This is a genomic window from Roseibium aestuarii, from assembly GCF_008477545.1.
Lineage (GTDB): Bacteria > Pseudomonadota > Alphaproteobacteria > Rhizobiales > Stappiaceae > Roseibium > Roseibium aestuarii.
In genome coordinates, this window is the sequence record NZ_VORA01000001.1 from 1,152,833 (window position 1) to 1,166,617 (window position 13,785).

The window sequence follows — 13,785 nt, forward strand, 5'->3', positions numbered from 1 at the left end:
GCCGGGGCGTTTTCTTTGCGTTATCCTCCACCCATGCACCGGGTTTCTCAGGCCTTCCGCACAGGCTTTTCAACACGTGTTGCCCGGCGTATCCGCGCGTCGTGACAGGCACCCATCCGGCAACCGGCCTGACGCGGCTCAACTCTGACGGAGCGCGAGGGTCTCCACATGCGCCCTCAGCGCCGCGGTGAGAGGCACCGGGCGGCGGGTTGTCCTGTCTACCAGCACATGCACGAAGCGACCCTCGACGGCCGGCAGGTCGGCGCCTTGAACAAATGCCCCCAGCCGATAGGTCACCGAACTCGTGCCCGCCCGCTCCACGGCCACGCCGATGTCGAGCCTTGCCGGATGATGCGCCTCGCGGAAATAACGGCAGCCGGTCTCGACCACGAGAAAGATCTGGGGTGATCCTGCCGGGTCCAGCAGGCCTTTCGTGATCAGCAGGTTGTTCACGGCCGTGTCGAAGTAGCTGTAGAACACCACATTGTTCAGATGCCCGTAGACATCCACATCCGCCCATCGGGTATCGATTGAGATGAACTGAGGGTAGCTTGCACGGGGCAGGGGGGCGTCGCGTTCGGCCAAGGCGTGTGTCTCTTTCATGAGGGATCTGGTGCTCCTCGACAGGCGCGTCGGGCGGTCTCCCGATTAAAGCCCAGGATCACCCGCCCGCGAAACCCTCCCGGTGAAGTGAGTGAGGAGAAGTGAGACACTGTCTGTCTTTCCGTCTGTCCGGGCAGGCGAACGGCGTGTTAGACATCGCTCTCATTTCCCCTTGGCCTCTCGCCTTGCGCCGCTCGCCGCGCTCTTACCTCTCCATCGTCGTGCCATGTCTCGACCATGGCATCCATGCCGTGTCTTCTCGACAGACCCGGCGCGGAGTATGCCGACCCGTCACGGCATGGATGGCAGCATCGAGTGCTGCCATGTCGGAGGAGAGGGCGGTGACTGAGAGGGGCTGCCACAGCGAGATGCCGGGGCAGCGCCCCAGCAGGCCAAAGGGTGATTGGTGCTCTCTTCCGAGACAGTAGACGGCAGTGAATGCACCGAACGGACATACCAGAGACCGTCCACGCCCGGGCCCAACGCCTCCCACCCGGTCATCCTCGGCCCTGTGCCGAGGATCCAGTTCTTCATCGAAGGCGGGGGAAAATAATCCGGCACCTCAGCGGGTTACTGGATCCCCGCCTGCGCGGGGATGACGTGGATAGCCCAGAGAGCATCGCGCTGCTGGTATGCACAACGTGCGTGGAGAACATGCCCTGGATACTCGGGACAGGCCCGAGCAAGACGGAGGAGAGGTCAGTGTGAGACGCAGGCCTTTTCCTTCGCCCCTGCCCGCAGCCCTCAATGCCTCAGACACTCTCCACCGGCCTAACTCGCCATCGTCGTGCCATGGCTCGACCATGGCATCCATGCCGTTCCCTATCGACAGACCCGGCACCGCGTGGGCCCGCGCGTCACGGCATGGATGGCAGCATCACGTGCTGCCATGACGGGGGCACAAGGCGCATTCCGTGGCGCGCGCGTCGTGGTTACGGCTTGCGGGGGCCGAAGCGGTTGCTGCGGGGGAAGCCGGCAGGGGGCAGGCGTCCGGCCTGGGCCCGGTCGCCGCGCCAGTCCGCGAGGTCCTCGAGCGAGCGGTTGAAGCTCCGGTCCGAACTGTCGGTCCAGGTCAGGCCGTCCTCCGCCTTGAACACCCGGATGTCGGCGATGGAGCCGTCCCGGTAGCGCTGCAGGCGCACGCCGCGGCCGCGGGTCATGATGCCGACCTGCTCCAGCGGGAAGACGAGAAGCTTGCGGTTCTCACCGATGATGGCGACCTGGTCCCCGTCCGCTTCGACGCAGAGACAGGCTTCCGCCGGCAAGGTGACATTGAGCACCTGCTTGCCCTTGCGCGTGTTGGCGACGACCGTGTCTTCCTCCACCACGAAGCCCCGGGCCTCGGTGGTGGCCACCAGCAGCTTGCGTCCGGGCTTGTGGGTAAACGCGGAGACGATGTCCTGGGCCTCGTCCATGTCCACCATGAGGCGGATCGGTTCGCCGTGACCGCGCCCGCCCGGCAGCTTGTCGGCCGCCAGCGTGAAGAACTTGCCGCCCGTGGTGAAGACTAGGATCTTGTCCGTGGTCTCCCCGTGGAAGGAGAGCTTGAGCTTGTCGCCCTGCTTGAAGGCGACGGAGCTCAGGTCGCTCTGGTGTCCCTTCAGGGCGCGGATCCAGCCCTTTTCGGAGACGATCACTGTGATCGGCTCCTTTTCGATCATGGCCTGGTAGATGTCTTCCAGATCGTGATCGGAGGCCTCGCCCTTGTCGGTGCGGCGCTTGCCGATGGCCGTATCCAGACCATAGGCCTTGGAAATGTCGGCGATTTCCTTGCTGATCTTGGTCCATTGGCGGGCATCGGAGCCGAGCAGCTTCGTCAGCTCGTCCTTTTCCGCCGTGAGCTTGTCGTGCTCCTTGCGGATTTCCATCTCTTCCAGCTTGCGCAAGGAGCGCAGGCGCATGTTGAGGATGGCTTCCGCCTGCACGTCCGTCAGCTCGAACGTGCGCATCAGCTCGGCCTTGACCTCATCCTCCTCGCGGATGATGCGGATCACCTCGTCCAGGTTGAGATAGGCGATCAGATGGCCCTGAAGCACCTCGAGCCGGTGGTTGATCTGCCCGAGCCGGTGTTCCGAGCGGCGGACCAGAACCTCCTTGCGGTGGTCCAGCCATTCGCGCAGCACCTGCTTCACGCCCATCACCATGGGCACCTTGCCCATGGAGAGCACGTTCATGTTCAGCGAGAACCGGTTTTCCAGGTCCGTCAGCTTGAACAGGCTTTCCATCAACAGCTGGGGGTCGACGTTGCGCGACCGGGGCACCAGAACCACGCGCACGTCTTCCGCGCTTTCGTCGCGCACGTCATCGAGCAGCGGCAGCTTGCGGGCAAGCAGCAGCTCGGCGATCTTCTCGATGAGCCGGGACTTCTGCACCTGATAGGGGATCTCGGTGACGACGATCTGCCACTGGCCTCGATCGAGCTCTTCCTTCTCCCAGCGCGCCCGCACCCGGAACGAGCCACGGCCGGTCTCATAGGCCTCCAGGATCGAGCCTTCGTCGGACACCAGAATGCCCCCGGTGGGGAAGTCCGGTCCCTGGATGAACTGCATGAGATCGCGCGTCGTGCAGTCCGGGTTCTTGATCAGGTGCTGGGAGGCTTCGCAAAGCTCGTGCACATTGTGCGGCGGGATGGAGGTCGCCATGCCCACGGCGATGCCGGAGGAACCATTGGCCAGAAGGTTGGGGAACCCGCCGGGCAGGACGATGGGTTCCTTGTCCTCGCCGTCATAGGTCTCACGGAATTCGACCGCGTCCTCGTCCAGCCCGTCCAGCAGGCGGCGGGCCGTCTCGGTCATGCGCGCTTCGGTGTATCGCATGGCCGCGGCACTGTCGCCGTCCACGTTGCCGAAGTTGCCCTGGCCATCGATGAGAGGATACCGCTGGGCGAAGTCTTGGGCGAGGCGCACCAGCGCGTCATAGACGGCCTGGTCCCCGTGGGGGTGATACTTACCGATCACGTCGCCGACCACGCGGGCGCATTTCTTGAACCCGGCATTGGGGTCCAGCTTCAGCAGCCGCATGGCATAGAGCAGGCGCCGATGCACCGGCTTCAGGCCGTCGCGCACGTCCGGCAGCGCACGGTGCATGATGGTGGACAGGGCATAGGCGAGGTAGCGCTCTTCCAGCGCTTCACGCAGGTCAATGCCTTCGATGCCATTCGGCGGAATCAGCTCGTTTCCCATGTCAAGACAAGTAGCAGCCGAAGACGGTGGATCGCAATGCGGTGGAGCCCGGGGCAGGGCGCCTGAGCGGCAGTTTTCCCCGGTTCCCGGCGCTCTTCCGGCACGGAGCGCCGGTCCGGCCGGGAGACTTGCCTTGCACCTGCCTCAGAGGCGCGACGAGCGAGGCTGCGGGGGCAACGCAAGGGAAGTACGACAATGCGTGCCGGTAAATATGCGTAATCAAATTAATCTCTGATAAATGACCAAGGGTTAGAATTGTCAGTGGTGTTGACCGAAGGATGAGGTGCTGTCCAGGGCCCGGACAGGTGCATCCCGGTTGTGGCAGTTGGGCAGTGCATGAAGAAAAGACCGGTCCCTTGAGTATCCTGAAGTCAGCCTTTTCTCAGATTTCGAGAGATCCCGACCTTCTGAAGGCGCAATACGCGGCCAACATCAATCAGATTCCCCTGATGTACTTTCTTGTGGTCGTCGGCACCTGGGGGCTGGCCTCCAGTTTCTTCGAACGGGCACCCGCCTGGCTGTCGATCTGGCTGCCTGTTGCCCTGACGGTGGTGGCCACGGCGCGGATTGTCACCTGGGTCCGCCTGCGGCACCAGCGGGTCAGCGCCAAACTCGCCTTCAAGGCGCTGCGCACCACCAACCGCGTCTCCGGCCTGATTTCCCTTGCCTTCGTCATCTGGGCGCTCACGCTCACCCCTTATGCGGACGACCACACCCGCGGTCACGTGGCCTTCTATCTGGGCATCACCTCCGTTGGCTGCATGTTCTGTCTCATGCACATCCGCTCGGCCGCCCTGATGATGGCGATCGTGGTCAATGGTGGGTTCGTCTGGTTCGCGGTGCTCAATGGCGACCGGGTGTTCCTGGCCGAAGCCATCAACGTGGTGCTCGCGTCTGCGGCGATGCTGGTCATCCTGCGGGTGAACTTCAAGGATTTCGAGGCGCTCATCGACAGCCGCCGCCGCCTGCTCTCCCAGCAGAAGGAGCTCGTGCGCCGCGAGGCCATGACCCGGCAGTTGAGCGAGGAAGCCTTCCGTCTCGCCTATATGGATGACCTGACCGAGCTGCCCAACCGGCGCCATTTCTTCGAGGAACTGGGCGATCGCATCGCTCTGCGCCAGCGCGGCGAGGGAGAGGGCAACTTCTTCATCGGCGTTCTGGATCTGGACGAGTTCAAGCGGGTCAATGACGTCTACGGCCACACCTGCGGTGACCGCTTGCTGCGCCATGTGGCCGAACGCCTGATCGGTCTCAATCGCAACGACATGTTCCTGGCCCGTCTGGGCGGCGACGAGTTCGCCCTGCTCATCGATGCGGACCCCAGCGACGGCGAGATGGTGCGGATCGGCAGCCAGATCTGTCATCAGATCGAGGCCCCCATGGATCTCGAGGACGCTGTCCTGGAATGCTCCGTTTCCATCGGCTTTGCCCGCTGGACGGGGGAGGGACAGACCCCGGAAGTGCTCTACGAGCAAGCCGATTATGCGCTCTATCAGGTCAAGCGCGGCGGCAAGGCCGGATGCCAGATCTTCGGACCCGACCACGAATTCGAGGTGCAGCGCGCCCGCGTTCTGGAGCGCAGCCTGCGGTCCGCCACCTTCGAGCGCGAACTGAGCGTCGTCTTCCAGCCGATCATCGACACGGCCAGCGGCCGGGTGCTCGCCTTCGAGAGCCTTGCCCGCTGGAACTCGGACGTTCTCGGGCCCATTCCCCCGGTGACCTTCATTCCGATTGCCGAGCGCATCGGGCTGATCGACAGCCTGACCTTCGCGCTCCTGCGCAAGGCTCTGCCCGAGCTGGCCCGCTGGCCGGAGCATGTGCGCCTGTCCTTCAACCTCTCGGCCAAGTCGGTCACGTCGAGCCACTTCATCGACGGGCTCATCGGCGAGATCGAGGCCCTCGGCGCGCGGCCAGAGCGGATCGACTTCGAGATTACCGAAACCGCGATGATCGACAATTTCGCCGAGATGGCGAGTGCGATCGAGCGGCTCAAGCTGGCGGGCTTCGGCATTGCGCTGGATGACTTCGGCACCGGCTATTCCAGCCTCGTGCATCTCCACCGCCTGCCGCTCGACAAGATCAAGATCGACAAGTCCTTCGTCTGCAATCTCGTGGAGGATCAGGCCAGCTGCACCATCGTGCGCTCGCTTCTCGCCCTCGGTCGCCAGCTTCAGGTCGGCTGCATCGTTGAAGGGGTCGAGACGGCGGAGATCCGCGATCTGGTGCGCGACCTCGGCGGATCCATCATGCAGGGCTACCACTTCGCCCGCCCGATGGCGGCGGACCGGGTGTTGTCCTATCTGGAGCAGCTTCAGGGCACCGGCGCCGATGACACCACCCCGCAAGAGGTGCCCATGTCGCGGGTGGTCAACGCCTGATCACGCGCCCTCAGCGCCGCGGACCTACCAGTCCGAGAGTGGAGGATCCGTCCCCCGGGTCCACGTCCGAAGCGGCATCGATCTCCAGGAAGTCCCAGGGCTGTTCGATCCGGTAGGTCTTGCCATAGGCCGCAATCAGCGCCCTGCGCGTGGCGCTCAGGCTGTCGAGAGGCCCTTGGGCCTGTTGGGCCGTGTCCCTTGAAGCCTCGCGGCCAGGGGAGGATGGCGACGCCTTTGCGACGCCTTGCGGGCCCCGCCTTGCGTGTCCATGTCCCTCGGCCACCCGCTCCAGGAAGAAGCTGGCCAGATCGAACCCGGCCAGAATGTCCCGGAAGGAAATCTCCGATCCCCTTTGCCGGTGCCCCTCGACCAGAAAGCCGGGCAGGGGCAGCATCCGGTCATGATAGGGCTGACCCGCCTCGCGGCTGACGGCGCGTCCCGACTTCGGCGAGACATAGGCCAGATCATCCGCCCGCCCTGTCGCCGCACAGCGCTCCAGATCCAGACCGAAACCGAGCTCGGAGAGCACCTGCAGTTCCAGCTTCACCATGAGCGGCGCGGCGATGCGCGGCTCGTCCAGATGGTCGCAGAGGATCAGGAGGGCTTCATAGAGGGCGGGATGGCTGTCGCGTTCCGGCAGCAGCCGCAGGAGCGCGGCCAGATGCTGAAGCCCGTAGAGCGCGGCCGGAGAGGCGAGAAAGCCTGCCGTGCGCGCGGTGAGAAGCTCGATGCGGAACTGGCCGAGCTGGCTGCCCAGCCGCGCCTTCCAGGTGGCCCGCACGCTGTTGCCGGGCTGCAGGGCCGAGACCTGCCGGCGGGACCGTCCGGCGCGCACCATCCCCAGATGCCGCCCGTGCCCGGGCGTCATCACCTCGACGATGAGGTCGGCTTCCCCGTGCTTGCGGGTTGCCAGGATGAGGGCGTCGCTCGTCCATTCCATCGGGGCAGACTAGTCGATTCCGGTCGCAAAAGCAGGACGGGGGCGCCGGATCTCCGACGCCCCCGTAATCATTATTCTGGTGATTATCAGTCTGGTGAGGAGCGGTTCAGCGGGGGAACTCCAGCCCCATTTCTCGGTAGCGCTCCGGATCATCCGCCCAGTTCTCCCGCACCTTCACGAAGAGGAACAGGTGAACGGGCGCCTCGATGATCTCCGACAACTCGTTGCGCGAGGCGGTCGAGATGGCCTTGATCGTTGCCCCCCGCTTGCCGAGGACGATCGACTTCTGGCTGTCGCGCTCCACGTAGATCGTCTGCTCCACCCGGGCCGATCCGTCCTTGCGGCTTTCCCAGCGCTCAGTCTCGACCGTGGAAATATAGGGCAGCTCCTGGTGCAGCCGCTCGAATAGCTTCTCGCGGGTGATCTCGGCCGCAAGAATGCGCAGCGGCAGATCCGAAGGCTGGTCTTCCGGGAAGAGCCAGGGGCTTTCGGGCACCTTGTCGGAGAAATAGTCGAGGATCGCATCCGTGCCGCTGCCGTTCAGGGCCGAGACCATGAAGGTCTCGTCAAAGCGCACGAACTCGTTCGCGGCCTGGGCGAGCTTCAGCAGCTGCTCCTTCTTCGCCACGTCGATCTTGTTGAGGATCAGCACCTTGGGCGACTGGATGTCCTTGAGGCGCAGCAGGATCTTCTCCACCTCCTCGTCGATCCCCTTGCGGGCATCGATCAGAAGGGCAATGAGATCCGCGTCGCGCGCCCCGCCCCAGGCCGTGTCGACCATGGCCCGGTCGAGACGGCGCTTGGGCTTGAAGATGCCCGGCGTGTCCACGAAGACGAGCTGAGAGGCGCCATGCATGGCGATGCCGCGCACGATGGCACGCGTCGTCTGCACCTTGTGGGTGACGATGGAGACCTTGGTGCCGACCAGCTGGTTGATCAGGGTCGACTTGCCCGCATTGGGCGCGCCGATGAGGGCAATGAAGCCCGCACGGGTGTTGTCGGGCAGGGGGGCTGCCGGATCGGGCAGGGGCATGTCGAAGCGCGGAGCACGCGCCGCGAGCGCGTCCTCGTCGCCTTCTTCATCGTCGAAGTCGTCGCCCTCGAAGTCATCGCCCTCGAAGTCTGCGCCCTCGAAATCGTCGTCCTCAAGGGCCTCGGCGTCCAGATCGGCGTCGTCGCGCGTATCTTCGGCCTGCTCGGTCGCAGCCAGAGGATCCTTCGGCAGATCGTCGTCAGGGGTGTCGTGAGTGTTCACGGGCAGTGTCCTATTCGTTCCACACGCCTTCACGGCGCAGTACCGCTTCTGCGGCGGCTTGTTCGGCGATGCGCTTGGAGCCGCCCTGGCCTTCGCCACGGGGCAGGCCCAGCACGGTCACGCCCACGACGAATTCCGGGGCATGGTCCGGGCCTTCCCGGCTCAGCACGTCATAGCGTGGGGTCGGCAGCCCGCGCGACTGCGCCCATTCCTGCAAGGTAGTCTTGGCGTCGCGCAAGGGTCCGCGGAAGGATAGCATGCGCGGCTCCCAGATGCGCCGGACAAAGGCTTCCGCCGCAGAGAATCCGCCATCCAGGTAAATGGCCGCAATCACCGCCTCGCACATGTCGGCGAGAAGGGCGCCCTTCTTGCGGCCGCCGGTCTGGGCTTCGGACTGGCCGATGCGCATGGCGGCGCCGATGTTGAGCTCGGTCGCGATTTCCGCGCAGGTTTCCCGCTTCACCAGCTGGTTGAAGCGCCGGGCCAGTTCGCCCTCGTCGGCACGGGGAAAGTGGGTGTGCAGCATGGCGGCGACCACAAGCCCGAGCACCCGGTCACCCAGGAATTCGAGCCTCTGGTAGCTGCCCCGGCCGGCATCGGCCGGATCCAGCGCGCTGGCATGGGTCAGTGCCGTGGCCAGCAGGCTGTCGTCGGCAAAGGTGTGGCCCAGTTTCAGTTTCAGGGCCTTGAATGCAGCAGTGGTGTCGTCACGCGCCATTGGTTCGGCGTCCTCTTGGGGGCCCGGCCGGTGCGACCACCGGCCAGGTTGAATGTTAGAGCGTCTTGAACAGACGGTCCCAGCGAACGGAGCCGGGCCAGGACCAGAAGGCCCAGGCCGGCTGATCGCCGGAGATGGAGAAGAACAGGATTTCGGCCCGTCCCACGAAGTTCTCGAAGGGCACATAGCCCACGTGGTTCAGCACGCGGCTGTCCGTCGAGTTGTCCCGGTTGTCACCCATCATGAAGTAATGGCCCTCGGGGACCTCATACTCGCGGGTGTTGTCGAGGCTGCCATTCGGCGAAAGGTCCAGCGTGTCATAGGTCACCCCGTTGGGCAGGGTTTCCCGGTAGCGCGCCACCCGTTCCGAGCCGTAGTCGCTGACCTCGATATAGTCGTCGATCCGCTCGCGCTTGACCGCCTCGCCGTTGATGTGCAGCACGCCGTCGATCATCTGGATCCGGTCGCCCGGCAGGCCGATCACCCGCTTGATGTAATCGATGGACGGGTCGGTCGGCAGCTTGAACACGGCGATGTCGCCGCGCTCGGGGAGGCTGGCCAGAATGCGGCCGGAGAACAGGTTCGGACCGAAGGGCAGCGAATAGCGGGAATAGCCATAGCTGAACTTGGACACGAACAGATAGTCGCCGATCAGCAGCGTGTCCTTCATGGAGCCGGAAGGAATGTTGAACGGCTGAAACAGCAGGGTCCGCACGATGAGAGCGAGCGCCAGCGCCTGAACGATGATCTTCACGGTCTCGACGAAACCGCCATCGTCGTTCTGTTTTCTGTCTTTCACGCGAATGTCGTCCTTAAAAGATGGTCCGGGCACCCGCAATCGGGGGCGCAGGGAAGGGAGCCGGCTCCGCTGACCGGAAAGGGGACAGGGCAAGGGTCCGATTCCGAAAACACATAGCGTTTCGGCGGTCCGCTGTCCATGCGCCACGACGTCCGGGCACCATGGCCGGGGCAGCTTCCGGATTGCAGAGGAGCGCCAGAGGGCTGTCAGCCAGTCCCCGGGCCGCTACGGTCGTCACAGCCATCCGGATCGAAGGGCAGCGGCGGGCGCTTGCCGGAAATCGCCTTGCGCCGGCGGTGCTGATAGAGCTCGACGCTCTTGTAGACCAGCAGATAGCTGGTCACCCCGGCGATCAGTCCGAGCGGCACGGCGCCCACCATCATGGGCTTGAGCATGGGAAACAGCACGTCGAGGGACTTGGAAAGAAGCCGCTCCTGGAACTGCTCGTGGATCTCGCCCGGCCCGCCGCCCTGGCGCCCGGGAAGGATCCAGCTGCCCACCTTGAAGGTGGCCGCCCAGATGAAGGGGAAGGTCAGCGGGTTGCCGACGGAGGTTCCCAGCGCCGAGGCGATCAGGTTGCCGCCGATCACATAAGCCAGCGCGAAGGCGATGAGGAAGTGAAAGCCGATGAGCGGCGTGAAGGAGGCAAAGGCCCCGGCGGCAAAGCCGATGGCGATGGCATGGGGCGTCGCCGTCAGCCGCAGGACCCGCTTGCCATAGTAACGGGTTGACCGGACCCAGCTGTGTCGGGGCCACACGGCCACCCGCAGCTGTTCCAGTCGTGTCGGCCTGTGTCTGCGGCGAAACAGCATGAACTCTACGCTACCCGTACTGCTCTGAAGGCGACCCGCGTGCGGGCCGGAAGAATCATCACTCCAACCCTACAGGGAACCGGCGCTTATGCCAGCCCCCGGCTGCCGGGCTTCACGGCCGGAAGGGCGGCAAGTTCCGGCGGGAGAGCGTCGGCGGGATAGGCCGGCACCTTGTAATCGGTCAGGGCCACCAGCGGAACGCCCGTGTCCGCCTCGCCGCCGGAGCGGTCGATCAGGCAGGCCACGGCCACCACGTTGGCGCCGATCGCCTTCAGGGCGTCCACCGTTTCGCGGCTGGAAAGGCCGGTCGTGACGATGTCCTCGACGATCACCACCCGGGCCCCCTTGGGCATCTCGAAGCGGCGCAGGCGGAATTCCCCGTCCTCGCGCTCCACCCACATGGAGGGCACGCCGAGGTGACGCGCGGTCTCGTACCCCGGGATCAGGCCGCCCATGGCCGGGCCGACGACGAAGTCGATCTGGCCCAGGCCCGCGTCGCGGATCTTGGCGGCCAGCGCCTTGCACAGGCGCTCGGTCTTTTCCGGATACATGAACACCCGGGCCTTCTGCAGGAACACCGGGCTGCGCAGGCCGGACGACAGGATGAAGTGGCCTTCCAGGATGGCGCCGGCTTCGCGGAAGACCTCAAGCACTTCGTCACGGGTCATGGGGTCAGGTCCTCTCTAGGGTCGGTCAGGTCCAGGGACGCCTCATGTCAGCCGTTGACGCGGGTGACGCTGGACACGTTCTGCTTGGATCTCAACTGGTTGATGATCCTGTTCAGGTGCTTCAGATCCCATACTTCGAGATCGATGAGCATCTCGTGAAAATCGGGCGCCTTGCGCACCATCTTCAGGTTGTCGATGTTGCCGCCATTGTCGCCGATGATCTGGGCGATGGTGGCGAGCGACCCGGGTTCGTTGACGGCGGAAATGGCCAGCCGCGCCGGGAAGCGTTCCGGATTGTCTACGTCGATGTTCCAGCGCACGTCGATCCAGCGCTCGCTCTGATCATCGAATTCCTTCAAGGCCGGGGACTGGATCGGATAGATCGTCAGACCTTCGGACGGCGTCAGGATGCCGACGATCCGGTCGCCGGGCACGGCCCCGCCATCGGGGGCAAAGTTCACCGGAATGTCGCCGCCGGCAAAGCCGCGGATCGGGAACACGCCGCCCAGGGCGTCGTCACCCGATCCGGTGATCGCGTGATCGAGATCGGAGACGGGAATGCGGAACTTGAGGCCCGCGCCCCGCGCCAGGTTGAACCAGCCCTCTTCGTTGGGCTGGGGCAGGCCGACCGTGCGTTCGTCCTGATAATCCGGATGGGCACTCTTCAGCACGGACTGGGCGGGAATGTCGCCACGGCCGACGGCGGCCAGAAGGTCGGCGACGGAGCCCTGTGCATGATCTTCCAGCGCCGGCTTCAGCACGTCTTCCGAATAGGGCTTGTCCGCCCGGGAGAAGGCCCGCTTGAGGATATGCTCGCCGAGCGCGCCATATTGCTTGCGGATGGATTCCTTCGTCGCCCGGCGGATGGCCGCACGCGCCTTGCCGGTAACCGCGATGCTTTCCCACGCCGGAGGCGGCGTCTGCGCCTGGGAGCGGACGATTTCCACCTCGTCGCCATTCTGCAACTCGGTGACCAGCGGCATGATCTTGCCGTTGATCTTGCAGCCGACGCAGGTGTTGCCGATCAGGGTGTGAACCGCATAGGCAAAGTCGATGGGGGTCGCGCCGCGGGGCAGGGCGATCAGGCGGCCCTTGGGCGTGAAGCAGAACACCTGGTCGTGGAACAGCTCGAGCTTGGTGTTCTCGAGGAATTCTTCCGGCGTGTCGCCTTCCGCCAGCAGATCGATGGTCCGCCGCAGCCATTCATAGGCGCGGCTTTCTTCCGTGAGCTGGGCAATGTTGCGCCCGCCGCGTTCCACATCACCGTCCTTGTAGAGGGCGTGGGCGGCAATCCCGTATTCGGCGAGCCGGTCCATGGCGATGGTGCGGATCTGCAATTCCACGCGCTGGCGCGATGGGCCGACGATCGTGGTGTGGATCGAGCGGTAGTCGTTGGACTTCGGCGTGGAGATATAGTCCTTGAACCGGCCGGGCACCGTCGGCCAGGTGGTGTGGATGATCCCCAGAACCCGGTAGCAGGCCTCGGTGGTGCCCACCGTAACCCGGAAGCCGTAGATGTCGGACAGCTGCTCGAAGCCGAGCGACTTGTTCTGCATCTTGCGGAAGATGGAATAGGGGCGCTTCTCGCGTCCCTTGACCATGGCCGCCATGCCGCGCTCCTGCAGGCGCTCGCTCAGTACCCGCTCGATCTCGGAGATCAGGTTGGCATTGGTCTCGCGCTGTTCGCGCAGCCGCTCCGCGATTGCCTCATAAGCGTCCGGATTGAGGGTGCGGAAGGAAATGTCCTCCAGCTCCTCGCGCATGTCCTGCATGCCCATGCGCCCGGCCAGCGGCGCATAGATGTCCATGGTCTCTTCCGCGATCCGCCCGCGCTTGTGCTCGGGCATGTGATCGAGGGTGCGCATGTTGTGCAGCCGGTCGGCCAGCTTGACGAGAAGCACGCGCACGTCATCGGCCACCGCCAGCAGCAGCTTGCGGAAGTTCTCCGCCTGCTTCGCCTTGCGCGACACCAGGTCGAGCCGCTTGATCTTGGTCAGGCCCTCGACGAGCTTGCCGATCTCCTCGCCGAACACGTGATCGATTTCGGCGCGGGTCGCGTCCGTGTCCTCGATCGTGTCATGCAGCAGGGCGACGGCAATCGTCGCGTCATCCACCTTCATGTTGGTGAGGATGGCGGCCACTTCGAGCGGATGGGAGAAATAGGGGTCGCCGGAGGCCCGCTTCTGCTCGCCATGCTTCTGCATGGCATAGACATAGGCCTTGTTGAGCAGGGCTTCGTCTGCGTTGGGGTTATAGCGTGTGACTCGTTCGACGAGTTCGTATTGGCGCATCATGGCGGCAATCGGACCAACTGAAGATGGGAGAACCGAAGTCTCCGCATGCCGGCAAGGAACAGCGGGTCAGGACCGTCCGCTGGCGCGCCACAGGGCGCAATCTGCGCTCCGGAGGGCCCGTTTCGACGGCACGTCT

Annotated in this window: 10 protein-coding genes; 1 reads left to right on the forward strand and 9 read right to left on the reverse strand. The window is 64.7% G+C overall.

The features are described 5' to 3' along the window. Nucleotides 1–138 precede the first annotated feature (138 nt). Together FR728_RS04980 and parC are read right to left on the reverse strand one after the other, a co-directional pair. Nucleotides 139–603 carry an acyl-CoA thioesterase gene (locus tag FR728_RS04980; RefSeq protein WP_149891503.1) on the reverse strand — a complete coding sequence of 155 codons (465 nt, stop codon included), beginning with the start codon at nucleotides 601–603 and terminating at the stop codon, nucleotides 139–141. Nucleotides 604–1,535: 932 nt separating this feature from the next. Beyond that, nucleotides 1,536–3,785 (reverse strand): DNA topoisomerase IV subunit A, encoded by a 2,250-nt coding sequence (gene parC, locus FR728_RS04985; RefSeq protein WP_149891504.1) that lies wholly within the window; start codon nucleotides 3,783–3,785, stop codon nucleotides 1,536–1,538. 449 nt (nucleotides 3,786–4,234) lie between these two features. Between parC and FR728_RS04990 the strand changes: the two genes are divergently transcribed. Beyond that, nucleotides 4,235–6,163 carry a putative bifunctional diguanylate cyclase/phosphodiesterase gene (locus FR728_RS04990; RefSeq protein ID WP_188318798.1) on the forward strand — a complete coding sequence of 643 codons (1,929 nt, stop codon included), beginning with the start codon at nucleotides 4,235–4,237 and terminating at the stop codon, nucleotides 6,161–6,163. Nucleotides 6,164–6,173: 10 nt separating this feature from the next. On the opposite strand, the gene recO is transcribed toward FR728_RS04990, so the two are convergent. The 7 genes from recO to FR728_RS05025 form a co-directional block, all read right to left on the reverse strand. Then, nucleotides 6,174–7,103, reverse strand: coding sequence for a DNA repair protein RecO (gene recO, locus FR728_RS04995; RefSeq protein ID WP_149891506.1), 930 nt, complete (start codon nucleotides 7,101–7,103; stop codon nucleotides 6,174–6,176). A 106-nt stretch (nucleotides 7,104–7,209) separates the two neighbouring features. After that, a complete protein-coding gene (era, locus tag FR728_RS05000) occupies nucleotides 7,210–8,136 on the reverse strand; it encodes a GTPase Era (protein ID WP_149892216.1) in 927 nt (308 codons plus the stop codon). Between the two features lie 232 nt (nucleotides 8,137–8,368). After that, entirely contained in the window at nucleotides 8,369–9,076 is a 708-nt protein-coding gene (gene rnc / locus FR728_RS05005) for a ribonuclease III (RefSeq protein ID WP_149891507.1), read from the reverse strand. A gap of 55 nt (nucleotides 9,077–9,131) precedes the next feature. Then, nucleotides 9,132–9,881 carry a signal peptidase I gene (lepB, locus tag FR728_RS05010; protein ID WP_244304461.1) on the reverse strand — a complete coding sequence of 250 codons (750 nt, stop codon included), beginning with the start codon at nucleotides 9,879–9,881 and terminating at the stop codon, nucleotides 9,132–9,134. 200 nt (nucleotides 9,882–10,081) lie between these two features. Beyond that, complete coding sequence (locus FR728_RS05015; RefSeq protein ID WP_149891509.1) at nucleotides 10,082–10,687, reverse strand: DUF2062 domain-containing protein; 606 nt, start codon at nucleotides 10,685–10,687, stop codon at nucleotides 10,082–10,084. An 86-nt stretch (nucleotides 10,688–10,773) separates the two neighbouring features. Next, entirely contained in the window at nucleotides 10,774–11,355 is a 582-nt protein-coding gene (gene pyrE, locus FR728_RS05020) for an orotate phosphoribosyltransferase (RefSeq protein ID WP_149891510.1), read from the reverse strand. A gap of 47 nt (nucleotides 11,356–11,402) precedes the next feature. Further along, nucleotides 11,403–13,649, reverse strand: coding sequence for a RelA/SpoT family protein (locus FR728_RS05025; RefSeq protein ID WP_149891511.1), 2,247 nt, complete (start codon nucleotides 13,647–13,649; stop codon nucleotides 11,403–11,405). Nucleotides 13,650–13,785: the final 136 nt, after the last annotated feature.